Raw genomic sequence first — 25,323 nt, forward strand, 5'->3', positions numbered from 1 at the left:
GGACGAGGAGGAGCTGTCCCCGCCGCCGGAGAAACCCCACCCGCCGCCGTCCGAGCCGGATCCCGATCCGCCCTCGCCCCGGCCGGAGCCGCCGGCCCGGTCGTCAAGCGGGGAGTCCGCACCGGCGTCGCCGTAGGAGGTGTGCGGGGAGTGGTAACCGGTGCCGCCGTCGGACGAGCGGGAGCGCGCCCGGGCCTGCCGGGAGTCGCGGGCCAGCCCGATCCCGACCAGCACGGCGACCAGTCCCAGTGCGAGCACCATCAGCATCGTCGGATCCCCCGTCCACAGGTCAGTGGCTCCGACGACGCTCGCGCCGAGCCCGGCCACGGCCAGCACCAGCCCGAAGGGCACCTGCCATCGCATGGCCGAAGGGTAGGTCGGTGACGCAAACCGGCACCCTGCCGGCGTATCCGTCGACCGGCACGAAGTTACTGATGGGTACCTGTGTCGCGCGTCGCGTCTCCCGGCGGTGGACGTGACGACGGGCACCGGAAGAGGGCAGGATGGCGGCAGAGACCTATCCCACACACAACCGAGGGAACGCCTGTGGCTACGGAACGCAAGCGCCCGGTGATCACCGCTGGTCTGCCGAGCCAGCTTCCGGACATCGACCCAGAAGAGACCAGCGAATGGGTCGAGTCGCTCGACGGTGTCATCGACGAGCGCGGGACCAAGCGCGCCCGCTACGTCATGCTGCGCCTGCTGGAGCGGGCCCGCGAGCGTCAGGTCGGGGTGCCGTCGCTGACCACCACCGACTACATCAACACCATCCCGCCGGAACGCGAGCCGTGGTTCCCGGGTGACGAGCACGTCGAGCGGCGGATCCGGGCGTACGTCCGGTGGAACGCGGCGATGCTGGTGCACCGGGCGCAGCGCCCGGAGATCGGCGTCGGCGGGCACATCTCCACCTTCGCCAGCTCCGCCTCGCTCTACGAGGTCGGCTTCAACCACTTCTTCCGGGGCAAGAACCACCCGGGCGGCGGCGACCACATCTTCTACCAGGGCCACGCCTCCCCCGGCATGTACGCCCGGGCGTTCCTCGAGGGCCGGCTGACCGAGGACCAGCTCGACGGTTTCCGGCAGGAGCTGTCCCACCCGGCCGGCGGGCTGCCGTCGTACCCGCACCCACGGCTGATGCCGGACTTCTGGGAGTTCCCCACCGTTTCCATGGGGCTGGGCGGCCTGAACGCCATCTACCAGGCGCGGTTCAACCGTTACCTGCAGCACCGGGGCATCAAGGACACCTCCCAGCAGCACGTCTGGGCGTTCCTCGGCGACGGCGAGATGGACGAGCCGGAGACCCTCGGCGCGATCGGGGTGGCGGCCCGCGAGGAGCTGGACAACCTCACCTTCGTGATCAACTGCAACCTACAGCGGCTGGACGGCCCGGTCCGCGGCAACGGCAAGGTCATGCAGGAGCTGGAGGCGTTCTTCCGGGGCGCCGGCTGGAACGTGATCAAGGTGGTCTGGGGCCGCGAGTGGGATCCGCTGCTGGCCGCCGACACCGACGGCGCGCTGGTGAACCTGATGAACACCACGCCCGACGGCGATTACCAGACCTACAAGGCGGAGTCCGGGGCGTACGTGCGGGAGCACTTCTTCGGCCGTGACCCGCGCACCCGCAAGATGGTCGAGGACCTGTCCGACGACGAGATCTGGAACCTCAAGCGGGGCGGCCACGACTACCGCAAGCTCTACGCGGCGTACAAGGCGGCCACCGAGCACACCGGCCAGCCGACGGTCATCCTGGCCAAGACCATCAAGGGTTGGACCCTGGGCTCGCACTTCGAGGGCCGCAACGCCACCCACCAGATGAAGAAGCTGACGCTGGAGGATCTGAAGCTCTTCCGCGACCGGCTCTACCTGGACATCCCGGACAAGGTGCTGGAGGAGAACCCGTACCTTCCGCCGTACCTGAACCCGGGCGAGAAGTCCGACGAGATCGCGTACCTCAAGGAGCGGCGCCAGCAGCTCGGCGGCTACCTGCCGACCCGGCGGACGACCCACAAGTCGCTGGCCATTCCCGGCTCGGAGCGGTTCTCCGACATCAAGCGCGGCTCGGGCAAGCAGAAGGTGGCCACCACGATGGCCTTCGTCCGCCTGCTCAAGGACCTCATGAAGGACAAGGAGTTCGGCAAGCGCTGGGTGCCGATCATCCCGGACGAGGCCCGCACCTTCGGCCTGGACTCCATCTTCCCGACCGCCAAGATCTACTCGCCGCACGGTCAGCGGTACACCTCGGTCGACCGGGAGCTGTTCCTGTCGTACAAGGAGTCGACCGTCGGGCAGATCCTGCACGAGGGGATCAACGAGGCCGGCTCGGTCGCCTCGTTCACCGCCGCCGGCACCTCGTACGCCACGCACGACGAGCCGATGATCCCGATGTACATCTTCTACTCGATGTTCGGGTTCCAGCGCACCGGCGACGGCTTCTGGGCCGCGGCGGACCAGATGACCCGTGGCTTCGTGCTGGGCGCCACCGCCGGCCGGACCACGCTCAACGGTGAGGGCCTCCAGCACGAGGACGGCCACTCGCTGCTGCTGGCCGCCACCAACCCGGCGGTGGTCGCGTACGACCCGGCGTTCGCGTTCGAGATCGCGCACATCGTGGAGAACGGCCTGCACCGGATGTACGGCGCGGAGCAGGAGAACATCTTCTACTACCTCACCGTGTACAACGAGCCGATCCACCAGCCGGCCGAGCCGGCGCAGGTGGACGTCGAGGGCCTGCTCAAGGGCATCTACCGGTACGCGCCGGCCCCGCAGGTCGACGGCCCGAAGGCCAACATCCTGGCCTCCGGCACGGGCATGCAGTGGGCGCTCAAGGCGCAGCAGTTGCTCGCCCAGGACTGGGGGGTGGCCGCCGACGTCTGGTCGGTGACCTCCTGGACGGAGCTGCGCCGCGACGCCGTGCAGTGCGAGGAGCACAACCTGCTCAATCCGGGCAGCGAGCCGCGGGTGCCGTACGTGCAGCAGAAGCTGGCCGAGACCGACGGGCCGAAGGTCGCGGTCAGCGACTGGATGCGCGCGGTACCGGACCTGATCGCCCGCTGGGTGCCCGGTGACTACACCTCGCTGGGCACCGACGGGTTCGGCCTGTCGGACACCCGGCACGCGCTGCGCCGGCACTTCCACGTCGACGCCGAGTCGGTCACGGTCGCCACGCTGCGGCAGCTCGCGCTGCGCGGGGCGGTGCCGGCGAACGTGCCGGCCGAGGCGGCCAAGAAGTACGCCATCGACGACGTGAACGCCGCCCCGGTCGGCGAGACCGGCGGCGACAGCTGATCCACCCCGTACGACGAGAGGGCCCGGCATCCGCCGGGCCCTCTCGTCGTACGGTGGCAGCGACCGACATCGGGGTGATCGGTGTCCCGCGCCTCCCCCGCAGCAGCCGGCGGTGGTCCGATCGCCCCTGGTGGGGACGCCGGGCCACCGCCGTCGCGGTTGACACCGCGGGAGGCGACCTGCCTCAGCCGACGGCGGCCAGGTCGGTGAGCCGGGCCAGCGACTCCTCCAGGTCGGCGCCGACCCGGCGCAGCCCGAGCCGGAGCAGGGCCGCCTTGACCGGGCCGGCCGGCCACCGTACGACGATGAGTCGGACGACGGTCCCGCCCTCATCCTCGTCGGGAGTGAGCTGGACGTAGATCTCGGTGCGCGCCTCCGCCCGGGCACCGGCGCCCTTCGCCCGTTCCCGCCAGCCGATCAGGGTCGGCTCCTGGAAGGCGATCACCTCTGCCTCGTGCGCCGCGCCGCGCCCGGCCTGGACCAACTGCCGTCGCCCGAAGCCCTCCCCCGAGAGGACCTCCGCCGCACGGACCCCCGCCAGCCAGGCCGGCAACTGCTCGGCCCGCTGTACGACGTCCCAGACCGCTTCCACCGGCGCCATCACGTGCGCACTGCGTTCCACGAGGATCATTTCTGTCTTCCCCCACTGAGGACATCCGCGATATTCCGCACTCTATGCGCAAAATCGGACTTACTGGGACGGGTTTGGCAAAGACACGCCGAATCCCCTTGCATCATCATCGTCGGCGACCTATAGCGCGACGGCGCTTCGCGCCTTAGAGTCCCGAGCAAGATTCACATTTCTCGGGAGGGTTCATGACCACGGCGCCGCTACCCCGGTTTCCCGCCAGTTTCCGCTGGGGAGTCTCCACTTCGGCGTACCAGATCGAGGGCGGCGCCGACGCCGGCGGGCGCGGTCGGTCCATCTGGGACACCTTTGCCCACACCCCCGGCCGGATCATCGACGGCAGCACCGGCGACCGGGCCTGCGACCACTACCACCGGCACGCCGCGGACGTGGCACTGATGGCCGGCCTGGGCATCTCCGCGTACCGGTTCTCCGTCGCCTGGCCCCGGGTGCAGCCCGGCGGCACCGGCGCGGCCAACCCGGCCGGCCTGGACTTCTACGAACGCCTCGTCGACGACCTGCTCGCCGCCGGCATCGACCCGGTCGCCACCCTTTTCCACTGGGACCTCCCACAGCCTCTGGAAGACACCGGCGGCTGGCTCAACCGGGACACCGCCGACCGCTTCGCCGAGTACGCCGACCTGGTCGCCGCCCGCCTCGGCGACCGGGTGAAGCTGTGGATCACGCTCAACGAGCCGTTCATCCACATGAGTCTCGGCTACGGCACGGGAGAGCACGCCCCGGGCCGGACCCTGCTCTTCGACGCCTTCCCGGTGGCCCACCACCAACTGCTCGCCCACGGGCACGCCGTCGCCGCGCTACGCGCGCACAGCGCCAGCCCGGTGGCGATCGCCAACAACTACTCACCGGTGGTGCTCTGCGGCGACACCGACGCCGACCGGGCAGCCGCCGCGGCGTACGACGCGCTGCACAACCGGCTCTTCACCGACCCACTGCTGGGGCTGGGCTACCCGCCCGGCATCGAGCCGACGGTGGTCCGCGACGGCGACCTCGACGTGATCGCCACCCCGATCGACGTGCTCGGGGTCAACTACTACAACCCCACCGGGATCCGGGCCCCCGAGGAGGGTTCCCCGCTTCCCTTCTCGATGGTGCCGCTGGACGGGTACCCGCGCACCGCCTTCGACTGGCCGGTCGTCCCCGACGGGCTGCGTGACCTGCTCACCGGACTGAAGGAGCGGTACGGCGACGCCCTCCCGCCGATCCAGGTGACCGAGGGCGGCTGCGCCTACGACGACGCGCCGGACGCCGACGGGCGGGTGCACGACCCGGACCGGATCAGCTACCTCGACGGGCACCTGCGCGCCGTCCGCGCGGCGATGGACGCCGGAGTCGACGTCACCGGGTACTTCGTCTGGTCCCTGCTGGACAACTGGGAGTGGGCGGAGGGTTTCACCAAGCGCTTCGGGCTGGTGCACGTCGACTTCGACACCCTGGCCCGCACGCCCAAGTCCTCGTACGCGTGGTACCGCGACCTCATCGCGGACAACCGGGACCGGCCGTGACCACCGTCGACCCGACACCCGCCTCGCTGCCGGCGGCGCTGGCCGAACCGCACATCCCGGTCCGCCGCAACTGGATCGCGCTCGTCTTCGCCGCCAACCTCGGCGTCTGGATGGCCTTCTTCACCCCGATCCAGGTGCTGCTGCCGCAGCAGGTGGAGCGCATCGCCCCGGCCGACAAGGAGGCCATGCTGGCTGTGGTGACCGGCATCGGCGCGCTCGCCGCGGTGCTCGCCAACCCGCTCGCGGGGGCGTTGTCCGACCGTACCTGCCTGCGGCTGGGCGGCCGCGAGTTCGGCCGGCGGCACGTCTGGACCGCCGGGGGCGCGGTGCTCGGCGCGCTCGCCCTGCTGCTCCTGGCCCAGCAGCGGACGATCGCCGGGGTGGCGCTGGGTTGGGTGGCCGCCCAGGTCTGCTTCAACGCGATGCTGGCCAGCCTGACCGCGGCCATCCCCGATCGGGTACCGGTCACCCAGCGCGGCGGCGTCTCCGGCTGGGTCGGCATCCCCCAGGCCCTCGGCCTGGTGGTCGGCGCGGTGCTGGTCACCGCGGTGGTCACCGGCAACGCCGCCGGGTACGCCGCGATCGCGGTCGCGGTACTGGTGCTGACGCTGCCGTTCACCCTGTTCACCGACGACGACCCGCTGCCGCGGGCACACCGGCCGCCGCTGCGGCTGCGGACCCTGCTCGCCTCGATGTGGATCAGTCCCCGCCGCCACCCCGACTTCGCCTGGGCCTGGATCACCCGGTTCCTGGTCCAGATCGGCAACGCCCTCGGCACGCTGTACCTGCTGTACTTCCTCACCGACGGGGTGCGCCACCCCGACCCCGAGGGCGCGCTGCTGGCCCTGATCCTGCTCTACACCCTCGGGATGATCCTCACCGCCGTGGTGGCCGGGATGCTCTCGGACCGGTCCGGGCGACGCAAGATCTACGTGATCGTCTCCGGGTTGGTGATGGCGGTGGCCGCGCTGATGCTCGCGATCGCCCCGATCTGGCCGGTGGCGATCGCGGCTGCACTGCTGCTCGGTGCGGGCTACGGCATCTACCTGTCGGTGGACGCGGCGCTGATCACAGAGGTCCTGCCCCGGGCCACCGACCGGGCCAAGGACCTCGGCGTGATCAACATCGCGAACTCGGCTCCGCAGGTACTCGGTCCGGCGATATCCGCCCCGATCGTGGTGCACCTGGGCGGCTACCCGGCGCTCTACGCGGTCACCGCGGCGGTCACCGTCTTGGGCAGCGCCCTGGTCCTCAAGATCCGCACCGTACGCTGACCCGCCCCGCCCCGGGAGGGGTGGGACGAGGCGGGGACGTGGCCCCCTGGGGAATCGGGTGGTGGTCGGCCGTAGGCTGGGGACGTGACGGTACGTGTACGCTTCGCCCCTTCCCCGACCGGTATGTTCCACGTCGGCGGCGCCCGCTCGGCGCTGCAGAACTGGATCTACGCCAAGCAGCAGGGCGGGGTGTTCGTGCTGCGCATCGAGGACACCGACGCCGCACGCAACAAGCCTGAATGGACCGAGGGCATCCTGTCCGCGCTGGACTGGATCGGCATCGCCCGCGACAGCTACGAGGGGCCGTACTTCCAGTCGTCGTACGCCGCCGAGCACCGCGCCGCCGCGCAGCGGCTGCACGACGCCGGCCGCGCCTACTACTGCGACTGCACGCGGGAGGCGGTGCAGGCTCGCACCGGCTCGCAGTACGCCGGCTACGACGGCTACTGCCGTGACCGTGGCCTGGAGCCGGGTGCGGGCCGCGCGCTGCGCTTCCGGACGCCCGACGAGGGCGAGACCGTGGTGGTCGACCTGATCCGCGGTGAGCCGACCTTCGAGAATCGGCTCATCGAGGACTTCGTCATCGCCCGTGGTGACGGTTCCCCGGTGTTCCTGCTGGCCAACGTCGTGGACGACCTGACCATGGGGATCACCCACGTGATTCGGGCCGAGGAGCACCTGCCCAACACCCCGAAGCAGCAGTTGCTCTGGGACGCGCTCGGGGTGAAGCCGCCGGTCTGGGCGCACGTGCCGGTGGTGGTCAACGAGAAGCGGCAGAAGCTCTCCAAGCGCCGCGACAAGGTGGCCCTGGAGGCGTACCGGGACGAGGGTTACCTCGCCGACGCCATGCGCAACTACCTGATGCTGCTCGGTTGGGCACCCTCGGGCGACCGGGAGATCGTGCCCTGGTCGGTGATCGAGGAGGAGTTCCGGCTGGAGGAGGTCAACCCCTCCCCCGCCTTCTTCGACGAGAAGAAGCTGCGCGCGTTCAACGGCGAGTACATCCGCGCGCTGCCGGTCGACGAGTTCGTCGCCGCCTGCCAGCCGTGGCTGACCGGCACCGACACCATCGCCCCGCCGCCGTGGCGGCCCGAGGAGTTCGACGCCGAGATGTTCGCCGCGATGGCGCCGCTGGCGCAGACCCGGATCGCGGTGCTCAGCGAGATCGTGCCGAACGTCGACTTTCTCTTCGTGGCCGATCCGCTGATCGACGAGGCCGCCTGGGCCAAGGCCATGAAGGAGGGCGCGGCCGATCTGCTCGACGCGGCGATCGCCGGGTACGAGGCGCTGGCATCCTGGGACGCCGACGCGCTGAAGTCGACCCTGGAGGCGGTCGGCGCCGAGCGCGGGCTGAAGCTGGGCAAGGCGCAGGCGCCGGTCCGGGTCGCGGTCACCGGCCGCACCGTCGGGCTGCCGCTGTTCGAATCGCTGCAGGTGCTCGGCCGGGAGCGCACCCTGGCCCGGCTGCGCGCCGCCCGGGTCCGCCTGGTCTGACCGGTACGCCATCCCCGGCCGGGGGCGGCCGGGGATGGCTCAGGACCCCGCGGCGCAGCAGCGTGCGGCGGGGAAAGCTCAGGACCGCCGGCGGCGTAGCAGCAGCGCGCCGCCGAGCGCCACGGCCAGACCGGCGCCGAGTAGCCAGGGCCAGACCGGCGTGTCCTGGTTACCGGCGGCGGCCGGGGCCGGCCCGGTGGTGGTCGGGGCGCTTGCGCCCGGGGTGCCGGCCTGCGCGGGGGTCGTCGGCGCGACGGGAGAGGCGCTCGCGGACGGGGTGGCGCTCGGCGCGGGCGACGACACCCCGGTGGTGAGGGTGAAGGTCACCTCTCCCCGCACCGGGTGGCCGTCGCCGGAGGCCACCCGATAGCCCACGATGTACTCGCCCGCCGGCCCGGGGGCGAACGGCACACGTACCCGGTTACCGGTGAAGCGCGGCTCGCCGCCGGCGGCCGGCACCTGACCCGGACCGACCACGGTGATCCTCGTGGTCGCCGGGTCCAGTTTCGACAGGAACCGCAGCTCCACCTGGGCCGGCGCGGTCGCCACGCGAGCCCCGTCGGCCGGGTTGCTGCCGGTCAGTGAGTTGTGCGCGACGGCCGGTGCCGCCGGCAGCAGCAGCGACACACCGAGCGCCGCGCCCATAACCACTGGCGTGGCACGCGCCACACGTGCGACCCTGCCCCCCATGAGTCCCTCCGTGAAGGTACGATCCGCCCGCTGATCAAGGGTTGACCGTTCGTCGGATCCGGATCACAAATATTTCCACATACTGGTCGAGCAGCTGCAACCGATCGCCGTCCCACGGAGTCTCTGCGGTGGGCACCCGCCCGCGGCACGGTCACCGCCGTCGGCACACCAACGCGTGACCTGCAGCACAGCCATCCATCGAACGGGGCGAGGAGGCGGCGATGGTCGGAGGGACGAGGCGGATGCTCGGGGTGCTCGCGGCGGTGACGGCGGCCCTGCTGTTGGGCCTGGGCACCGGTGCGCCGGCCCGGGCGGCCGGTGCCGCGCCGAAGCCGGCACCCGGGGTGGACATCACCGGCGTCGGGCTCGACGGGCCGCTGCGGCTGCGCTCGGACACCCAGTCCGCTCTCGTGCTCGCGGTGATCGACCAGGTCAACTGGTTCAGCCGCACCGGAGCGCGCACCGGCCCGAAGGTGGCCGACCTCGGTCCGAAGTACACCGTCGTGGTGCTCGCCGGGGACACCCCGAAGCAGACCTTCGACCTCTACCCGCTGGCCAAAGGCGGCCCGCGGGTGTACCGGCCGGCGAAGCAACCCGACGGGCGCAAGACCAGCGCGGGCTGGTTCCTCGGCCGGCTCAACATGTCCGAGACCCTGCGCCACGCCGGCGTGCCGCTGGAGCGGCGGTTCGACACCCTCAGCGGTGGCATCGGCGGCGGTGAACGGGTCATCCCAGAGGACGCGATCAACCCCGCCCGGGACATCGACACCGCGATCACCGAACTGCAGCGCCTGCTCCTGCTCAACCTGGGCGTGGTGCTCGTGATCACCACGGGGCTGGCCGGCATCGCTCTGCTGGTCCGCCGCCGCACCCGCTGACCAGGCCCGACCTGGAGCCGGGCTCAGCTCACAGGCCCGACCGGGGGGGCCGGGCTCAGATCTCCAGCACCACCTTGCCGCGGACGTGCCCGGCCTGCACCAGGCGCTGCGCCGCCGCGGCCTGGGCCAGCGGGAACGTCCGCTCGACGTGCACGGTGAGCCGCCCGGCGTCGACCAGGCCGGCCAGCACCGCCAGGTCCGGGGTGGACGGGGTGACGAACAGGTAGCTGCCACCCAGCCGGGTGACGTGCTCCGGGTCGGCGACGGAGACCAGCCGGCCCGGGCGGGACAGCAGTGCGGCGGAGACGTGCAACGCCTCCCCGCCGAACAGGTCGAGCGCCACGTCCACCCCGTCCGGCGCGACCGCCCGGACCCGCTCGGCCAGCCCCACCCCGTGGCGGACCGGCTCGGCACCGAGCGCGCGGACGAAGTCGTGGTTGGCCTCGCCCGCCGTACCGATCACCCGATCCGCGCCGAGCGCCCGGGCGAGCTGCACCGCCAGGTGTCCCACCCCGCCCGCCGCGCCGTGCACCAGCACGGTGTCCCCCGCGCCGGTCCGCGTCGCCCGTAACGCCTGGTACGCGGTGAGTCCGGCCAGCGGCAGCCCACCCGCGGCGGCCCAGGACGCCCGCACCGGCTTGTCCGCCAGGCAGCGCTCCGGAGCGGGCACCAGTTCGGCGTACGTGCCGTGCTGGATGTGGTCGCGCCGGACGTAGCCGATCACCTCGTCACCGACGGAGAACCCGGTCACCGCGGGGCCGACCGCCGCCACCACGCCGGCGGCGTCCCAGCCGGGCACCAACGGGAAGTGGCCGGGAATGGCCCCGGCGAGATGACCCTCGCGGATCCGCCAGTCGACCGGGTTCACCCCGGCTGCCCGCACCCGCACCAGGACCGTGTCCGGGCCGACGGGTGGGTCCGGGAGATCCCGCAGGGCGAGCCGGTCGGCCGAACCGTACGCGTCGATCGCGATCGCTTTCACACGCTCACGCTACTGGCCGCGTGGTGGGCGGACGATCAGCACCAGCGGTGTGGCGGCCGTTCCCGGCGGACCGGACGCCGCCCGGGGCGGACCGGGCCGTGCCGGTGCGCGCCGGCCCATCCGGCCAGCTCGCTGCGGCAGCCGCGCGACGCATCCCGCCCGGCCGGCTCGACGCCGTGGGGCCGGCCACCCGGCGGCTCCGGCGCGGGCGGTTCGGTCGCCCGCAGGCCCGGGCACCCCTCCGGCCGCTCCTGGCCGGAACGCTGGCGCGGCACCGTCAGCTCGTCGTCGGCCCGCTCGGATCCCCGGGCGACCTGCTCGCTGGGGCAGGGCGCCGCGACCAGCCGGCGGTGCGGTCGGGCCGACCCCGTCTGGTCGTGCTGGCCCGGCCGGCAGGACTCGCCCTGGGCGCAGCCGTGGTCGGCCTCCCCGTGCGCCATACCGCGGTCTCCTCACGCTCGCGTCGCGCCGGGAGATCGCCCCGGCGGCAGTGCCACCGTACTGGCCGGCACCGACGTTCCGTTCGGCACGTACCCCCGGTGCCGGCGTCACGGCCGGCGCGGAAGATCGTCTCCCGGTCCCCGGACACGACCGGGCGGATCACGACGGCGACGGTGGGGCCGACTTGCGTCTCCGGCCGGGGCGACCGCGGGGCCGCCCGGAGCTCGACGCCGGGTCGGGACGTGACAGGCTGAGGCGGTGAGCGAGCCGGGCGGGACGGAACTGGCGGCCACGCTGCGCCGGATCGAACGGGCGGCGGGGGCGCTGGCCACCGCGAGCGTCTCCCGGATGGACGAGACCCTGCCCTGGTTCCGGGATCTGCCGGCCGACCAGCGGTCCTGGGTCATGCTGGTGGCGCAGGCCGGCGTCCGCTCCCTGGTGCAGTGGCTGCGCGGCGGCGGCGGGACACCGGACGCCACCCAGGAGGTCTCCGACGAGGTCTTCGCCACCGCCCCCCAGGCGCTGGCCCGTTCGATCACCCTCCAGCAGACCGTGGCGCTGATCAAGGTGACCATCGACGTGGTCGAGGAGCAGGTGGGGCACCTGGCCGTCCAGGGCGAGGAGCAGCGGTTGCGGGAGGCGGTGCTGCGCTTCTCCCGGGAAATCGCCTTCGCCGCCGCCCGGGTGTACGCCCGCGCCGCCGAGTCCCGCGGTTCGTGGGACGCGCGGTTGCAGGCCCTGCTGGTGGACGCGCTGCTGCGCGGCGACTCCCCGGACGTGCTGGCCAGCCGGGCCGCGGCGCTCGGCTGGGCGGACGCCCCGCCGGTGGCGGTGGCAGTGGGCCGTTCCCCGGGCGGTGAGGTTGCCGCCGTGCTGCACACGGTCTATCGGCACGCCCGCCGGATCGGGGTGGAGGTGATCGGCGGGGTGCACGGCGACCGGCTGGTCATCGTGCTCGGTGGGGCCGCCGATCCGCTCGCCGCCACCGAGAAGCTGCTGCCCGCGTTCGGTACGGGTCCGGTGGTGGTGGGGCCGGCCGTACCCAGTCTGGACGAGGCGACGGAGTCGGCGCGGGCCGCGCTGGCCGGCTTCCGCGCGGCGCCGGCCTGGCCGACCGCGCCGTGCCCGGTGCCGGCGGCGGCGCTGCTGCCCGAGCGGGCCCTGGCCGGCGACGCCGAGGCCCGCCGGAGGCTGCGGCACGACGTGTACGCGGCGCTGGTGCGGGCCGGTGGCGAGCTGCTGGAAACCCTGGACGCCTTCCTCGCCGCCGGCGGGACGCTGGAGAGCGCCGCCCGGGCGCTCTTCGTGCATCCGAACACGGTCCGCTACCGGCTGCGCCGGATCGCCGAGGTGACCGGCTTCTCGCCGCTGGCGCCCCGGGACGCCTTCGCGCTGCAGGTGGCGCTCACGGTGGGTCGGCTCGACCCGGTGGCCCCGGTGGTAGCAGCAGCCCCGAGTCCGACATTGCCCCCAACAGTTAGGAAAACAGCACAATCAAGCGATGATCAGCGTTGATGTTTGTAGGTTTCCTCCAAACGTTCTAGTGCGGTTTGGTCGGTGTCGGCACAGCGCTACCCACGCGTATCCAGCAGAGTTTTAGACGTGCTCGCCGTACTCTCACCCGGCCAGGGTTCCCAGAAACCCGGCTTCCTGACCCCCTGGCTCGACCTGACCGGCACCGAGGCGCGGCTGCGCTGGTGGTCCGCGCTCGCCGGGGTCGACCTGGTGCACCTCGGCACGAAGGCCGACGCCGACGAGATCAAGGACACCGCCCGCACCCAGCCGCTGCTGGTGGCCGCCGCCCTGCTCGCCGCGGAGCACCTGCCGATGTACGACGTCGCCGTCACCGCCGGGCACAGCGTCGGGGAACTGGGCGCGACCGCGCTGGCCGGAGTACTCCCCGCCGAGGTCGCGATCACCCTCGCCGGGGTGCGCGGCCGGGAGATGGCCGCCGCCTGCGCGCTGGAGCCGACCGGGATGGCCGCCGTGCTCGGCGGCGACCCGGCCGAGGTGCTCGCCGCCATCGAGGCGCACGGGCTGCACCCGGCCAACCGCAACGCCGCCGCCCAGGTCGTCGCCGCCGGCAGCCTCGACGGGCTGGACAAGCTCGCCGCCGAGCCGCCGGCGAACGCCCGGATCACCCGGCTCAAGGTCGCCGGGGCGTTCCACACCCCGTACATGGCCCCCGCCGAGGCCGCGCTGGCCGGCGTGGCGGCCGGGATCACCCCGACCGACCCGGCCCGCATCCTGCTGTCCAACCTCGACGGCGCGGCGGTCAACCACGGCCGGGAGATGGTCCAGCGGCTGGTCCGGCAGGTCACCGCGCCGGTGCGCTGGGACCTGTGCATGCGTACCCTGGCCGACCTGGGCGTCACCGCCGTGATCGAGCTGCCTCCGGCCGGCACCCTGGCGGGCCTGATCAAGCGCGAGCTGAAGGCGACCGGCGTTCCGGAGATCGTCACCCTGAACACCCCCGACGACCTGCCCGCCGCCCGTGACCTGATCGCCCGGCACAGCGGCCTCGGCGGGCACGAGCCGGTGATCCAGTTCCGGGTCGTCGTCGCCCCCGCCGCGGGCACCTTCGAACCGGTCGCCGCGCTCGCCGAGGGCGCCGGCCTGCGCACCGGCCAGGTGATCGGCCACATCGCCACCCGACAGGGGCCGGTCGAGGTGACCGCACACGACAGCGGGCTGCTCACCGAGTGGCTGGCCCACCACGACGACCCGGTCGCGCCGGGTCAGCCCCTCGCCCGCATCGGAGGCCAGGCATGAGCGTCACCGGAAGCCGGATCGCGGCGCTCGGGCACTACCAGCCCTCCCGGGTGGTGACCAACGACGACATCGCCCAACTCGTGGACACCAACGACGAGTGGATCCGGGACCGCGTCGGGATCGCCAGCCGGCGGATCGCCGACGGCGAGTCGGTGGCCGACATGGCGACCGCCGCCGCCGGCAAGGCACTGGCCAACTCCGGCCTCAGCGCCGCCGACATCGACCTGGTCGTCGTGGCCACCTGCACGTCCATCGACCGCAGCCCGAACGTGGCCTGCCGGGTCGCCGCCCGGCTGGGCATCACCGCCCCGGGGGCGTACGACCTGAACACCGCCTGCTCGGGCTTCGCGTACGCGCTGGGCACCGTCGACCACGCGATCCGGGCCGGCGCGGCCCGCAACGCGATCGTCATCGGAGCGGAGAAGCTCTCCGACTTCACCGACTGGACCGACCGTTCGACCTGCATCATCTTCGCCGACGGCGCGGGCGCCGCGGTGGTCACCGCCACCACCGGCGACGAGCCGGCCGGGGTCGGGCCGGTGGTCTGGGGCTCGGTGCCGGAGAAGAGCGACGCGGTACGCATCGAGGGCTGGCAGCCGTACGTCGCGCAGGAAGGGCAGGCGGTGTTCCGTTGGGCCACCACCGCGCTGGCCCCGCTGGCCCTCCAGGCGTGCGAGCGGGCCGGGGTCGCCCCGTCCGAGCTCGCCGCGTTCGTACCGCACCAGGCCAACGGCCGGATCATCGACGGCATCGCCAAGCGGCTGGGCATCCCGCAGGCGATCATCGCCAAGGACATCGTCGAGTCCGGCAACACCTCGGCGGCGAGCGTGCCGCTGGCCCTGTCGAAGCTGGTCGAGCGGCGGGAGGTGCCCTCGGGCGCCCCGGTGCTGCTGTTCGGCTTCGGCGGCGGCCTGACCTACGCAGGTCAGGTCGTCCGCTGCCCGTGAAGACCCGGCCGGTCCCACCGTGCCGCCCCGCCGCCCGGCGGAGAACAACACCTATGGAGAGGAAACCCACCGCAATGACCCGTGACGAGATCACCACCGGCCTCGCCGAGATTCTCGAAGAGGTTGCCGGGGTGAACCCGGACGACGTGGCCGAGGGGAAGTCCTTCACCGACGATCTCGATGTCGACTCGCTCTCCATGGTGGAGGTCGTGGTGGCGGCGGAGGAGAAGTTCGGCGTCAAGATCCCGGACAACGAGGTGCAGAACCTGAAGACGGTCGGGGACGCCGTCAGCTACATCGAGGCGCAGTCCTGATCATGAGTCGTATCGACGTCGTCGTCACCGGGATCGGCGCGACCACCCCGCTGGGCGGGGACGTCGCGTCGACCTGGGACGCCATGCTCGCCGGCCGCTCCGGGGTGGGTCCGCTCACCCAGGAGTGGGCCGGGCAACTGCCCGTCCGCATCGCCGCCCAGCTCGCGGTCGACCCCTCCGAGGTGCTGGAGCGGGTCAAGCTGCGCCGGCTGGACCGCTCCGAGGCGATCGCCCTGATCGCCGCCGAGCAGGCCTGGGCCGACGCCGGCCTCGCCGACTCCGGGCTGGACCCGGAGCGGCTGGCGGTCAGCGTCGGCTCCGGCATCGGCGGCGCCACCACCCTGCTCGCCCAGGACGACATTCTGGAGGCGTCCGGCCCGCGCCGGGTCTCCCCGCACACCATCCCGATGCTGATGCCGAACGGACCGGCCGCCTGGGTCGGGCTGGAACTGGGCGCCAAGGCCGGGGTGCACACGGTGGCCAGCGCCTGCGCCACCGGCGCCGAAGCCATCGCGCTCGGGCTGGACATCATCCGCGCCGGCCGGGCCGACGTGGTGGTGGCCGGCGGCACCGAGGCGGTCATCCACCCGCTGCCGCTCGCCGGTTTCAGTTCCATGCGGGCCATGTCCACCCGCAACGACGAGCCGGAGCGGGCCTCCCGTCCGTGGGACAAGGGCCGTGACGGCTTCGTCCTGGGCGAGGGCGCCGGCATCGTGGTGCTGGAACGCGCCGACCACGCCGCCGCCCGCGGCGCCCGGGTGTACGCCCGCCTCGCCGGCGCCGGCATCACCTCCGACGCGTACGACATGGTGCAGCCGCACGCCGAGGGCGAGGGCGCGATCAGGGCAATCCGGAAGGCGATCGCGGACGCCGACGTGGCCAGAATGGACATCATGCACGTCAACGCGCACGCCACGTCGACGCCGGTGGGCGACATGCTGGAGATCGCCGCGTTGCACCAGGCCGTCGGGGACCACCCGGTGCTGGCGGCGACCAAGTCGATGACCGGTCACCTGCTCGGCGCGGCCGGGGCGCTGGAGTCGATCGCCACCATCCTGGCCATCCGCGACGGTGTCGTCCCCCCGACGATCAACCTGGACGACCCGGACGACGGCCTGACCCTGGAGGTGGCCGCACACGAGGCGCGCCACATGGAGATCCCCGCCGCGCTGAACAACGCGTTCGGATTCGGCGGCCACAACGTGGCTCTCGTCTTCACGCGGGCCTGAGACCACAGCCTTGGAGGCTCAAGTGACCACGACCGCCGTCAGCGCGGACACCTCGACCACCGACTACCGCGATCCCGAGGTCCGGCTCCGGGCCCTGTTCGACGCCGGCTCGCTGCGCCTGTTGGCACCGCGGGACACCTCGGGCGTGCTCTGGGCGCGGGGGGAGATCGACGGTACGCCGGCCATCGCGTACGCCACCGACGGCACCCGGATGGGCGGCGCGATGGGCACCGAGGGCTGCCGGCACATCGTCGACGCGATCGACACCGCCGTGCGGGAGCGGGTGCCGGTGCTCGGTCTCTGGCACTCCGGCGGCGCCCGGCTGGCCGAGGGCGTGGTCGCGCTCGACGCCGTCGGGCACGTCTTCGCGGCGATGGTGCGGGCCTCCGGCCGGGTGCCGCAGATCTCGGTGGTGCTCGGCCCGGCGGCCGGCGGCGCGGCGTACGGTCCGGCGCTGACCGATATCGTGGTGATGAGCGGGACGGGCCGGATCTTTGTCACCGGGCCGGAGGTGGTCCGCAGTGTCACCGGCGAGCAGGTCGACATGGAGCGCCTCGGCGGCCCCGAGCCGCACGGCCGGCGCTCCGGGGTGGTGCACGTGACGTGCGCCGACGACGCCGCGGCGATGACGGAGGCGCGCAAGCTCGCCGCGTTGCTCGGGCACCAGGGTCGGCTCTGTCCGGACGACGTGCCGGTGGGTGACGAGAACCACGACCTGGCCGCGCGGATGCCCGCCGAGACCAACCGGGCGTACGACGTGAAGCCGGTGGTCAAGGCGCTGCTCGACACCCCCGGTGTGGAGCTGCACGCCAAGTGGGCACCGAACGTGGTCACCACGCTCGGCCGGTTCGCCGGTCGTACGGTCGGCGTCATCGCCAACAACCCGCTGCGGCTCGGTGGCTGCCTCGACGCGTCCAGCGCCGAGAAGGCCGCCCGGTTCGTGCGGATGTGCGACTCGCTGGGTGTGCCGCTGATCGTGCTGGTCGACGTCCCCGGCTACCTGCCCGGGCTGGGCCAGGAGTGGGACGGCGTGGTCCGGCGCGGAGCGAAGCTGCTGCACGCCTTCGCCGAGGCGGTGGTGCCGCGGGTGACGCTGGTGACCCGCAAGGCGTACGGCGGGGCGTACATCGCGATGAACTCCCGCTCGCTCGGCGCGACCGCAGTCTTCGCCTGGCCGAACGCGGAGGTCGCGGTGATGGGCGCCAGCGCGGCGGTGAACATCCTGCACCGCAAGAAGCTCGCCGCCGCCCCAACGGAGGAGCGGGAGGCGCTGCGCGCGCAGTTGATCGAGGAGCAGACCCGGGTTGCCGGCGGGGTGAACCGGGCGCTGGAAATCGGCGTGGTGGACGACGTGATCAAGCCGGAGGAGACCCGGCGCCGGCTCGCCGAGGCGCTGGCCGCCGCACCGGCCGCGCGGGGCGCCCACGGCAACATCCCGCTGTAGCACCGGACACACCCGGGGGTCCGCGCTCATCGAGCGCGGACCCCCGGTCGTCTCAGCCCCGGTTGCGGGGGTGCTGGCTGGCGGTCCGCTCGCTGCCCCGGCGGTAGTTGCCCGTCCAGCGGGCCATCACCAGCTGCGGGTCGTCCTCGATCTCGGCGAGGAACTCCGCCGCCCGGCCGCCCCGCAGCGTGCCGGCCATCCGCCCGTGGTGGGTGATCACCACGGTGCCGTCGGCCCGCCGCACGTACCCGAAACCCTGCGCCGTTCCCATGCCGGCGAGGCTGCCAGCCGCGGCCCACCACCGCGGGCGGTATTCCAGGTTGACTCTCCAGCGGCTGGAGACAGGAGGCTGGTCGACGTGGACGACCGCACCGAACTGTTCACCATCGGGCAGCTCGCCCGCCGGACCGGCCTGCCGGTCCGGACCATCCGCTTCTGGTCCGACCTCGATCTGCTGTCGCCGACCGGCCGTTCGCCGGGCGGCTACCGGCTCTACGACGCGGCCGCCGTGGCCCGCCTGGAGCTGCTGCGCACTCTGCGCCAACTGGGCATCGGCCTGGACGACGCGCGCCGGATCGTGGACCGGCAGAGCACCGTCCGGGACGTGGCGCAGGCGCACGCCCGGGCGCTGGACGCGGAGATCCGGACGTTGCGGCTGCGCCGGGCGGTGCTGCGGTCGGTCACCCGACGTGGCAGTACGACAGAGGAGTTGAGACTCGTGAACGATCTGGCCCGGCTCTCCGCGCGGGAGCGGCAGCAAATCATCGACGACTTCGTGGCCGAGGTGTTCGCCGGCGTCGACGGCCCCGCTGCCGGGCTCGCCCAGGCGATGCGGGCGCTGCCCGCCAACCTGCCGGACGAACCCAGCGACGAGGAGGTGGACGCCTGGCTGGAGCTGGCCGAGCTGGTGGCCGACCCGGACTTCCGCCGGCGGGCACGCGAGATGGCGGTGGCCGGGACGGGCGACGCGATGCCGCCCCCGCCGGAGCCGATGACGAAGCTGGAACTGGCGCGCGGGGCGCTGGCCGCCGGCACCGACCCGGCCTCGCCCGAGGGCCGGGCGGTACTGGACCAGATGGTGGACCCGACGCTCACCCCAGAGCAGCGCCGCGCGTTGGCCGACTCGATCGCCGCCTTCACCGATCGGCGGGTGGAGCGGTACTGGCAGCTGATCGGCGTGCTCAACCGCCGGCCGCCGTTCGAGCCCGCAGTGCCGGCCGTGGAGTGGCTGGTCGCCGCCCTCCGCGCGGCCAGCTGAGCCGACGTCGTATCCGAGGGCCGGCCGGCCCTCGGATACCGTCCTCCCGGATGCCACGCCGCCGCACGGCGCGAACGGGTTTGACGCCGGCTGCCCGTACCGCTTTGATGAGGCCCGCTGAAGGTCGTCAACGGGGGATGGACACCATGCATCCACGTACCCGCGCCACCCTGCTGGCCGCGCTCACCCTCTGCCTGCTCGCCGGCTGCGCCGAGGACAAGGAACAGCCGGCGGCCGACGGCTCGCCGTCACCGAGCACCACCGCCTCGCCGGTGGTCCCCGGGCCGCCCTGGCACGACGAGATCGCACCGGCCCCGGCCAGCACCACGGTCGGCGGCAAGGGCAGCGGCTGCGAACTGCCGCTCACCTTCTCCATCGGGCCGGACCGTACGGCGAAGCCGATCAAGGTGCCCGAGGGCGAGTTGGGTGAACTGCTCGGCGAGGAGCTGACCAAGCGGGGCGGCGCGACGGTCCGGTGCGAGGTCGACGGCCGGGCCGCCGGTGCCGGTTTCCTGCGGGTGTGGCTCACCGACCAGCCCACCACCGATCCACGACCGGCGCTGGAGGCGTTCGTCGCCGGTGACGAGAAGGCCAGCGACCCGCGGTACCGGACGGTTCGGGCCGGCGGCGCGGACGCGGTCGAGGCGTCCTGGATCTCCACGAACGAGCTGCTGGAGGAGGAGAACCGGCAGTGGGCCCTGGCGGTCCGGGCCGGCGACCGGGCCGTGCTGCTGACCGTGAGCGAGGGGCTGGTCGCCGAGGTCGGCGACGTCCTGCCCGGGTACCGCCTGGCCGGGCGGACGGTCGCCGTCACCGGCTGACGTCCACCCGGGTCGGCGGACGTCAGCGGCAGCTGGTGGCGGGCAGGCCGGGCACCGGGACCGGCGACCGGCCGGTCGGTCGGGCCTTTCCGGCCAGCACCCGGGCGAGCCCGGTCATCGAGGCACGGCTGGACGAGTAGGTGGCCAGCAGGGTCGGTGAGGTTGCCTGCCCCAGCACGTACGGGGTGTCCATGGCGACGGTCACCGCCGCGTCGGCGTTCAGGTCGCCGGCCCCGTCGCCGTACCCGACCAGGTGCACCTCGGTGCCGCCACGCGGCACCACCTTCACCCCGGCAGCGGTGAGCGCCTCGACCAGCAGTGCCCGGGTCCGCTCCCGGCCGTTGGCGGCGGTGACGGTGACCGGGCCGGGTACGGGCGCGGCGCAGTTGCCCCGCAGCATGGTGACGGCCGCCGCCGCGAGGGCGTCGGCGGCCTGGCGGTGCGCCGGGCTGTTCAGCGTGGACATCGCCGGGGCGGGCCGGTCGGCCAGCCGGAACTTCATGGTCAGCACCCGGGTGGCCGCCTCGACCAGCCGGTCGCGGGGCAGCGTCCCGTCGCGCAGCGCGGCGAGCACCCCGTCGTACGCCTGACCGACGTTCGGCGGCATCAGGATCAGGTCGTTGCCGGCCAGCAGCGCCTTCACCGCCGCCTCGCCCGGGGGGTACCGCTTGGCCGGCGCCATGTTCATCCCGTCGGTGATCACCACGCCGGTGAAGCCGAGCTGGCCGCGCAGCACGTCGGTGAGCAGTTTGCGGGAGAAGGTGGCCGGGGTGCCCGGGTCGATCGCCTTGACGTCCAGGTGCGCCGACATCACCGCCATGGCACCGGCGTCGATGCCGCCGGCGAACGGCGGGAACGCCAGCCGGTCCAGCTCGCCGCGGGGCTGGGTGATCTCCGGCAGTTCCTGGTGCGAGTCGTCGGCGCTCAGGCCGTGCCCGGGGAAGTGCTTGACGCTCGCCGCGACCCCGGCGCTCTGCAGGCCCCGCACGGCGGCGGCGACCTGGGCCGCGGCGCCCTTCGGGTCGGCGCCGAAGGAGCGGGAGCCGATCACCGTGCTGCGGGTGGCGAGCACATCGGCGACCGGCGCGAAGTCCAGATTGATCCCCATCGCCGCCAGCTCGCTGCCGGCGGCCCGCCAGGCGGCCTCGGTCAGCGCCGGTCTGCCGGCCGCCCCGGCGGCGAGGGCGCTGGGCAGGATGGTCACCCCGTCGGTGACCCGGGTGACCACGCCGTACTCCTGGTCGGTGCCGACCAGGAAGGGTGCGACGCCGGTGGGCAGCTTCGCGGCGGCCGCGCGCAGCCCGTCGGTCAGCTCACGGACCTGCTTCGGGCTGTCGACGTTGGTGGTGCTCTGGTTGCCGGAGGTCGGGTCGTCGGCGCTGAAGCCGACCAGGATCAACCCGCCGAGGCGGTACTTCGCCACCATCTCGGCCGGGGTGTCGACGCCGCCGAGGGCGCGGTTTCCGGCGGCGGAGGCGGGGGTGACCGTGGTGGCCGAACTGCCGTACGCGTACGGCATCAACACCTGGCCGGCCAGGTCCTCGTCGGAGAGGGTGCCGGCCAGGGCGGCGGCGCGGGCGCTCGGGTCGGTGGCGGTGCTCGCTGCCGGGCTCGGATCGGTGGGGCTCGGGCTGGCGGCCGGGGCCGACGGGCTCGAAGCGGGTCGGGGCTGCCCGGTCGCCGCGCATCCGGGCAGGAGCAGCGCGGTCAGGGCGGTGAGAGCGACGCCGGCACGTCGCGGGGAAATCGGCACGCGCCCCATCAAACCCGGCGTCGCGTGGCTGCGGCAACCGGGCCGGTCGGCGGGCCGCGGTGGGGCGTGCCGGTCCGCGCCCGGCTGTCCGGGTCCGGTTTCCGGCTCAGCCCACCCGGGTGAGCAGGGTCACCGGGGCCCCGTCGCCGGCGTGCCGGTAGGGCTCCAGTTCGGCGTCCCACGGGGTGCCGAGTGCCTTGTCCAGGGCGTGCGCCAGCGCCTCCGGCCCACGGGCGGCGGCCATCATGCTGCGTAGCCGGTCCTCGCCGAGCTGGATGTCGCCGGCCGCACCGACGGTGGCCCGGAACAGGCCACGGCCGGGCACGTGCATGAAGCGCTCCCCGTCCGCGCCCGGACTGGGTTCCTCGGTCACCTCGAAACGGATCATGGGCCACTGCCGGAGGGCAGCAGCCAGCTCGGCGCCCGTCCCCGGGCGACCGGTCCACCCGCACTCGGCCCGGCGGGCGCCGGGATCGACGGGCTGAGCCGTCCACTGCAGGTTGACCGGCGCGGCGAGGACGCGCGCGATCGCCCACTCGACGTGTGAGCACACGGCGAGCGGGGTCGAGTGGACGTATACGACGCCACGCGTTGGCACGGTGACCTCCCGGAGAGCGAGGTGCGTCTTCCCCTACGACCTCGACCACCCGGCGGCCTCTGCAACACATGATGACTGCTGTGACGGATGGTGCGCCAGGGAATCGGGAAATCCGCGGCGGGGAAATAGCCGGCGACGGGCCCCGGTTGTGTCCCTCGGACAGGCACGGTGACCAGCCAGGCGTCGTGGTCGTGTACAGTTCTCTGGGCGGTTCTGTGCCGCCGCACATCTTCGCGGGCCGAGGCTCATCCGGGCGTCACCCGCATCAGCCCCCGGACGGTTCCCGTCCTCCCGTACGTCTGCAAGGAGTACCTCCGTGGCGAGCAACACCTCTAAGACCGCGCGCGCGTCAGTCCGGGCCGGCCAGGCTGGCCAGGGTGGCGCCCTCAGCGTGCTGGGCGAGTTCAAGTACCTCATCCCGCTCAACGGCGGCAAGCACGCCTACGTGCGCAACCTGACCAACGGCAAGACCGCGCACCTGCGCACCGACTCCGAGGCGTTCGTCGAGGAGATCCGGGTGCTGGCCGCCGCCGGCCACGCCGCCAAGATCCGCGCCGAGATCAACAACCTCGCCGCGGCCCACCCCGACCACGGCTGGGACAAGACCGAGAAGCGTCTCGTCGAGGCCGGCGTCTTCGAGGGCTGAGCCCTCCCCGAGGCACACCGTGGACGCCCGCCGGGATGACCCGGCGGGCGTTCACGCATCCCCGGCCGGGATTCACACATCCCCCGGTGACCGTCGCGTCAAGATCGACTCCGGTTACCCACACCGCGGCATCCAGCCCGTCGGACGGCGCCACCTGGCGCAATTCGCGAGACGGCCTCGCCGACGGCCGGCGAGATCACGGCCGGCGAGACCACGGCCGGCGAGACCAACTCGCCGACGGCCTGGGCGGCTCACCGGTCGAGGAGGACCACCTCCCCGGTGGTTAGGTCGTACAGGGCCCCGATGACGTCGACCCTCCCCGCCGTGACCGGCCCGGCCAGCAGCTCGTCGGCGCGCAGCGCGGCCACCGTGCGCCGCACGTGCCGCCGTACCGCCATCGGGTGCACCGCCGGGTCGTCCGCGCCCACCTCGGTCACCGCCGGGGCGATCTGGTCCACCACGTACGCCAGTGCGCCACCGGGCCGTCGGCCGCTGCGCAGGGTGTCCACGGCCGAGGCGACCGCACCGCAGCGCTCGTGCCCGAGCACCATCACCAGCGGCACCCCGAGCTGGTCCACCACGTACTCGACGGAACCGCGCACCGCCCGGTCGAGCACGTGCGCGCCGGTGCGGATCACGCAGATCGACCCGAAGGTCTGGTCGAAGATCGCCTCCAGCGGCACCCGGGAGTCGACACAGCCCAGCAGGACGGCGTACGGCTGCTGGTCACCGGAGGCCACGGCCGCGGCGGCGGTGACGTCGTGCCCGTGCACCGGTCGGCCGCTGACGAACCTCCGGTTGCCGGCCAGCAGCTCGGCCAACGCCGCCCGGGGCGTCCGGCGCGCGGCGGGGTGCGAAACGGTCATGTCGCCCAGTCTGGTCACCGAGCCCGCCCCGGGCCAGCCGCCGCACCCACCGGTGCCGCCCATCCTCACAGATGTTTCCGGCCGACGCCGGAAGTCACGCCGGAAACGGGATGCGTACGCACGGTCGCGGCGGTTGGATCTCGGGCGTGACGCTTGATCTTCTTCGTCCCCGCAAGGCCCGACCCGGCGACCGCATCGCGGTCCTCTCGCCGTCGTTCGCGGCGCCGGGCGTCTATCCCGAGGTGCACGAGCAGGCCATGCGACGGCTGGCCGAGGTGACCGGCCTCGTTCCGGTCGAGTACCCGACCACCCGCAGGGTCGGTGCCACCCCGCAGGCGCGGGCGGCGGACATCAACGCCGCCTTCGCCGACCCCGAGGTCCGGGCGATTCTCGCCGTCGTCGGCGGCGACGACCAGATCACGGTCATCCCGCACCTGGACGCCGACCTGCCCCGCGCCGACCCGAAGCCGTTCCTCGGCACCAGCGACAACACGAACCTGCACCACTGGCTCTGGGCACTGGGCGTCGCGAGTTTCTACGGCGGCTCGTCCCAGGTGCACCTCGGGCCCGGGCCTGCCGTGGACGACATCCACGCGCGATCACTGCGGGCCGCGCTGTTCACCGGGGAGCGCCTCGAGATCACCGATCCGGGTGAGTCCGAGGACGTCGGGATCGACTGGGCCGATCCACGGGCGTTGGAGTCCTTCGGCGAACGCGAGCCGACCGAGCCGTGGAGCTGGTACGGGCCGCGCCGCCGCGTCACCGGCATCACCTGGGGCGGCTGCCTCGAAGTCATCGAGTGGATCCTGACGGCGGGTCGCTTCCCGTTCCCACCGGAAGCCCTGCGGGGCGGGGTGCTGCTCATCGAGACGTCCGAGGAGCTGCTGCCCGCGCGCCAGGTCGGCCGGATCGTCCGTTCCCTCGGCGAGCGCGGCATCCTCGGCGCGGTCGACGCGGTCCTGGTCGCCCGCCCGCCGGTCTCCGACCTCACCCGCCGGCCCGCGGCCGAGGACCGGGCCCGGCTGCGCGAGCAGCAGCGGGACACGGTCGTCGAGGTGGTGACCGGCTACAACCCGCAGGCGGTCGTCTGCGTCGGCGTGCCGTTCGGTCACACCCGACCGCAGTGGATCCTGCCCCACGGCGGCCCCGTCACCGTCGACGGTGGCGAACGCCGGATCTGCGCCGACTACCGGTAGGCCCGTTCGATGTCGGTGCCCTCTGCGATGCTCGCCGAGCGTCGTGTGTGGAGGGTGGTGACCGGGTCGGTGATGGGGCGTTCACACGCGTTGTCCGGGGCGGTGACGTGGCTGGGTGGCTGCGCGCTGGCGGCCGGGCTGGGAGCGCGGCCCGCGGTCGGCACGGTGGTGGTCGGCGCGGCGGTCACCGCCGGCGCGGCGTTGCTGCCGGACCTCGACCATCCCGGGTCGGTCGTCGCCCGGTCACTGGGTCCGGTGACCCGCCTGATCGCCCGGGGCAC

At 73.2% G+C, this 25,323-nt stretch carries 25 protein-coding genes; 16 read left to right on the forward strand and 9 right to left on the reverse strand.

The features are described from left to right. Positions 1–363, reverse strand: a 363-nt coding sequence (locus E1166_RS17355) for a hypothetical protein (RefSeq protein WP_207914302.1), incomplete at its 3' end; no start/stop codon positions are given. 183 nt (positions 364–546) lie between these two features. Between E1166_RS17355 and aceE the strand changes: the two genes are divergently transcribed. Then, positions 547–3,285, forward strand: coding sequence for a pyruvate dehydrogenase (acetyl-transferring), homodimeric type (gene aceE / locus E1166_RS17360; protein ID WP_132340152.1), 2,739 nt, complete (start codon positions 547–549; stop codon positions 3,283–3,285). 184 nt (positions 3,286–3,469) lie between these two features. Here aceE and E1166_RS17365 read toward each other — a convergent pair whose 3' ends face one another. After that, positions 3,470–3,916, reverse strand: a complete 447-nt coding sequence (locus E1166_RS17365) for an SRPBCC family protein (RefSeq protein ID WP_132270330.1) — start codon at positions 3,914–3,916, stop codon at positions 3,470–3,472. Positions 3,917–4,101: 185 nt separating this feature from the next. Between E1166_RS17365 and E1166_RS17370 the strand changes: the two genes are divergently transcribed. The 3 genes from E1166_RS17370 to gltX all read left to right on the forward strand — a co-directional run bounded on the left by E1166_RS17370 (position 4,102) and on the right by gltX (position 8,207). After that, a complete protein-coding gene (locus E1166_RS17370; protein WP_132340154.1) occupies positions 4,102–5,439 on the forward strand; it encodes a GH1 family beta-glucosidase in 1,338 nt (445 codons plus the stop codon). Next, the gene (locus tag E1166_RS17375; RefSeq protein ID WP_132340156.1) at positions 5,436–6,713 is read left to right on the forward strand and encodes an MFS transporter; all 1,278 of its coding nucleotides are present in this window, start codon (positions 5,436–5,438) and stop codon (positions 6,711–6,713) included. Before E1166_RS17370 ends, E1166_RS17375 begins: the two co-directional genes overlap by 4 nt. Before the next feature lie 84 nt (positions 6,714–6,797). Beyond that, entirely contained in the window at positions 6,798–8,207 is a 1,410-nt protein-coding gene (gene gltX / locus E1166_RS17380; RefSeq protein WP_132340158.1) for a glutamate--tRNA ligase, read from the forward strand. 78 nt (positions 8,208–8,285) lie between these two features. On the opposite strand, the gene E1166_RS17385 is transcribed toward gltX, so the two are convergent. After that, positions 8,286–8,852, reverse strand: coding sequence for a copper resistance CopC family protein (locus E1166_RS17385; protein ID WP_243710397.1), 567 nt, complete (start codon positions 8,850–8,852; stop codon positions 8,286–8,288). 266 nt (positions 8,853–9,118) lie between these two features. On the opposite strand from E1166_RS17385, the gene E1166_RS17390 reads away from it, so the two are divergent. Next, positions 9,119–9,775: a hypothetical protein gene (locus E1166_RS17390; protein WP_132340162.1), complete on the forward strand. Its 657-nt coding sequence runs from the start codon at positions 9,119–9,121 to the stop codon at positions 9,773–9,775. A gap of 55 nt (positions 9,776–9,830) precedes the next feature. Here the strand turns inward: E1166_RS17390 and E1166_RS17395 are convergent, their stop codons facing one another. After that, positions 9,831–10,757, reverse strand: coding sequence for an NADP-dependent oxidoreductase (locus E1166_RS17395; protein ID WP_132340164.1), 927 nt, complete (start codon positions 10,755–10,757; stop codon positions 9,831–9,833). A gap of 35 nt (positions 10,758–10,792) precedes the next feature. Next, positions 10,793–11,197 carry a hypothetical protein gene (locus E1166_RS17400; protein WP_132340166.1) on the reverse strand — a complete coding sequence of 135 codons (405 nt, stop codon included), beginning with the start codon at positions 11,195–11,197 and terminating at the stop codon, positions 10,793–10,795. 259 nt (positions 11,198–11,456) lie between these two features. Here E1166_RS17400 and E1166_RS17405 point away from each other — a divergent pair, with 259 nt between their 5' ends. From E1166_RS17405 to E1166_RS17430, 6 genes are all read left to right on the forward strand, one after another. Beyond that, on the forward strand, positions 11,457–12,713 hold the full coding sequence (locus tag E1166_RS17405; protein WP_132340168.1) for a PucR family transcriptional regulator: 1,257 nt from the start codon (positions 11,457–11,459) through the stop codon (positions 12,711–12,713). Positions 12,714–12,800: 87 nt separating this feature from the next. Next, positions 12,801–13,970 carry an acyltransferase domain-containing protein gene (locus E1166_RS17410; RefSeq protein WP_132340170.1) on the forward strand — a complete coding sequence of 390 codons (1,170 nt, stop codon included), beginning with the start codon at positions 12,801–12,803 and terminating at the stop codon, positions 13,968–13,970. Next, the gene (locus E1166_RS17415; RefSeq protein WP_132340172.1) at positions 13,967–14,917 is read left to right on the forward strand and encodes a beta-ketoacyl-ACP synthase III; all 951 of its coding nucleotides are present in this window, start codon (positions 13,967–13,969) and stop codon (positions 14,915–14,917) included. The genes E1166_RS17410 and E1166_RS17415 overlap by 4 nt, the downstream gene beginning before the upstream one ends. Positions 14,918–14,991: 74 nt before the next feature. Beyond that, entirely contained in the window at positions 14,992–15,231 is a 240-nt protein-coding gene (locus E1166_RS17420) for an acyl carrier protein (RefSeq protein WP_053653162.1), read from the forward strand. A gap of 2 nt (positions 15,232–15,233) precedes the next feature. After that, positions 15,234–16,460 carry a beta-ketoacyl-ACP synthase II gene (gene fabF, locus E1166_RS17425; protein ID WP_132267705.1) on the forward strand — a complete coding sequence of 409 codons (1,227 nt, stop codon included), beginning with the start codon at positions 15,234–15,236 and terminating at the stop codon, positions 16,458–16,460. Between the two features lie 22 nt (positions 16,461–16,482). After that, a complete protein-coding gene (locus tag E1166_RS17430) occupies positions 16,483–17,904 on the forward strand; it encodes a carboxyl transferase domain-containing protein (RefSeq protein ID WP_132340174.1) in 1,422 nt (473 codons plus the stop codon). Between the two features lie 52 nt (positions 17,905–17,956). On the opposite strand, the gene E1166_RS17435 is transcribed toward E1166_RS17430, so the two are convergent. Beyond that, positions 17,957–18,175, reverse strand: a complete 219-nt coding sequence (locus tag E1166_RS17435) for a hypothetical protein (RefSeq protein ID WP_132340176.1) — start codon at positions 18,173–18,175, stop codon at positions 17,957–17,959. Between the two features lie 87 nt (positions 18,176–18,262). Between E1166_RS17435 and E1166_RS17440 the strand changes: the two genes are divergently transcribed. Further along, on the forward strand, positions 18,263–19,162 hold the full coding sequence (locus tag E1166_RS17440; protein ID WP_132340178.1) for a MerR family transcriptional regulator: 900 nt from the start codon (positions 18,263–18,265) through the stop codon (positions 19,160–19,162). A gap of 146 nt (positions 19,163–19,308) precedes the next feature. Beyond that, a complete protein-coding gene (locus E1166_RS17445; protein WP_132340180.1) occupies positions 19,309–19,983 on the forward strand; it encodes a lipoprotein in 675 nt (224 codons plus the stop codon). Between the two features lie 22 nt (positions 19,984–20,005). Here the strand turns inward: E1166_RS17445 and E1166_RS17450 are convergent, their stop codons facing one another. Continuing rightward, positions 20,006–21,745: a glycoside hydrolase family 3 N-terminal domain-containing protein gene (locus tag E1166_RS17450; RefSeq protein ID WP_132340182.1), complete on the reverse strand. Its 1,740-nt coding sequence runs from the start codon at positions 21,743–21,745 to the stop codon at positions 20,006–20,008. 97 nt (positions 21,746–21,842) lie between these two features. Next, on the reverse strand, positions 21,843–22,334 hold the full coding sequence (locus E1166_RS17455) for a DUF3145 domain-containing protein (protein WP_132267719.1): 492 nt from the start codon (positions 22,332–22,334) through the stop codon (positions 21,843–21,845). A 316-nt stretch (positions 22,335–22,650) separates the two neighbouring features. Here E1166_RS17455 and E1166_RS17460 point away from each other — a divergent pair, with 316 nt between their 5' ends. Beyond that, positions 22,651–22,980, forward strand: coding sequence for a hypothetical protein (locus E1166_RS17460; protein ID WP_132267722.1), 330 nt, complete (start codon positions 22,651–22,653; stop codon positions 22,978–22,980). A 251-nt stretch (positions 22,981–23,231) separates the two neighbouring features. On the opposite strand, the gene E1166_RS17465 is transcribed toward E1166_RS17460, so the two are convergent. After that, positions 23,232–23,846 (reverse strand): carbonic anhydrase, encoded by a 615-nt coding sequence (locus E1166_RS17465; protein ID WP_132340184.1) that lies wholly within the window; start codon positions 23,844–23,846, stop codon positions 23,232–23,234. Between the two features lie 146 nt (positions 23,847–23,992). Between E1166_RS17465 and E1166_RS17470 the strand changes: the two genes are divergently transcribed. Together E1166_RS17470 and E1166_RS17475 are read left to right on the forward strand one after the other, a co-directional pair. Further along, complete coding sequence (locus E1166_RS17470) at positions 23,993–25,042, forward strand: S66 peptidase family protein (protein WP_243710398.1); 1,050 nt, start codon at positions 23,993–23,995, stop codon at positions 25,040–25,042. Positions 25,043–25,051: 9 nt separating this feature from the next. After that, on the forward strand, positions 25,052–25,323 hold a 272-nt coding region (locus tag E1166_RS17475; RefSeq protein WP_243710399.1), incomplete at its 3' end, for a metal-dependent hydrolase.

This window comes from Micromonospora sp. KC213, assembly GCF_004348325.1.
GTDB lineage: Bacteria > Actinomycetota > Actinomycetes > Mycobacteriales > Micromonosporaceae > Micromonospora.

What these genes read in the sequence shown, in the direction of transcription:
- E1166_RS17420 (WP_053653162.1), top strand. Translation starts at nt 14,992, where the DNA reads ATGACCCGTGACGAGATCACCACCGGCCTCGCCGAGATTCTCGAAGAG.
- E1166_RS17415 (WP_132340172.1), top strand. Translation starts at nt 13,967, where the DNA reads ATGAGCGTCACCGGAAGCCGGATCGCGGCGCTCGGGCACTACCAGCCC.
- E1166_RS17450 (WP_132340182.1), bottom strand. Translation starts at nt 21,745, where the DNA reads ATGGGGCGCGTGCCGATTTCCCCGCGACGTGCCGGCGTCGCTCTCACC.
- E1166_RS17445 (WP_132340180.1), top strand. Translation starts at nt 19,309, where the DNA reads ATGCATCCACGTACCCGCGCCACCCTGCTGGCCGCGCTCACCCTCTGC.
- E1166_RS17390 (WP_132340162.1), top strand. Translation starts at nt 9,119, where the DNA reads ATGGTCGGAGGGACGAGGCGGATGCTCGGGGTGCTCGCGGCGGTGACG.
- E1166_RS17465 (WP_132340184.1), bottom strand. Translation starts at nt 23,846, where the DNA reads ATGACCGTTTCGCACCCCGCCGCGCGCCGGACGCCCCGGGCGGCGTTG.
- E1166_RS17400 (WP_132340166.1), bottom strand. Translation starts at nt 11,197, where the DNA reads ATGGCGCACGGGGAGGCCGACCACGGCTGCGCCCAGGGCGAGTCCTGC.
- fabF (WP_132267705.1), top strand. Translation starts at nt 15,234, where the DNA reads ATGAGTCGTATCGACGTCGTCGTCACCGGGATCGGCGCGACCACCCCG.
- E1166_RS17385 (WP_243710397.1), bottom strand. Translation starts at nt 8,852, where the DNA reads ATGGGCGCGGCGCTCGGTGTGTCGCTGCTGCTGCCGGCGGCACCGGCC.
- E1166_RS17370 (WP_132340154.1), top strand. Translation starts at nt 4,102, where the DNA reads ATGACCACGGCGCCGCTACCCCGGTTTCCCGCCAGTTTCCGCTGGGGA.
- E1166_RS17435 (WP_132340176.1), bottom strand. Translation starts at nt 18,175, where the DNA reads ATGGGAACGGCGCAGGGTTTCGGGTACGTGCGGCGGGCCGACGGCACC.
- E1166_RS17365 (WP_132270330.1), bottom strand. Translation starts at nt 3,916, where the DNA reads ATGATCCTCGTGGAACGCAGTGCGCACGTGATGGCGCCGGTGGAAGCG.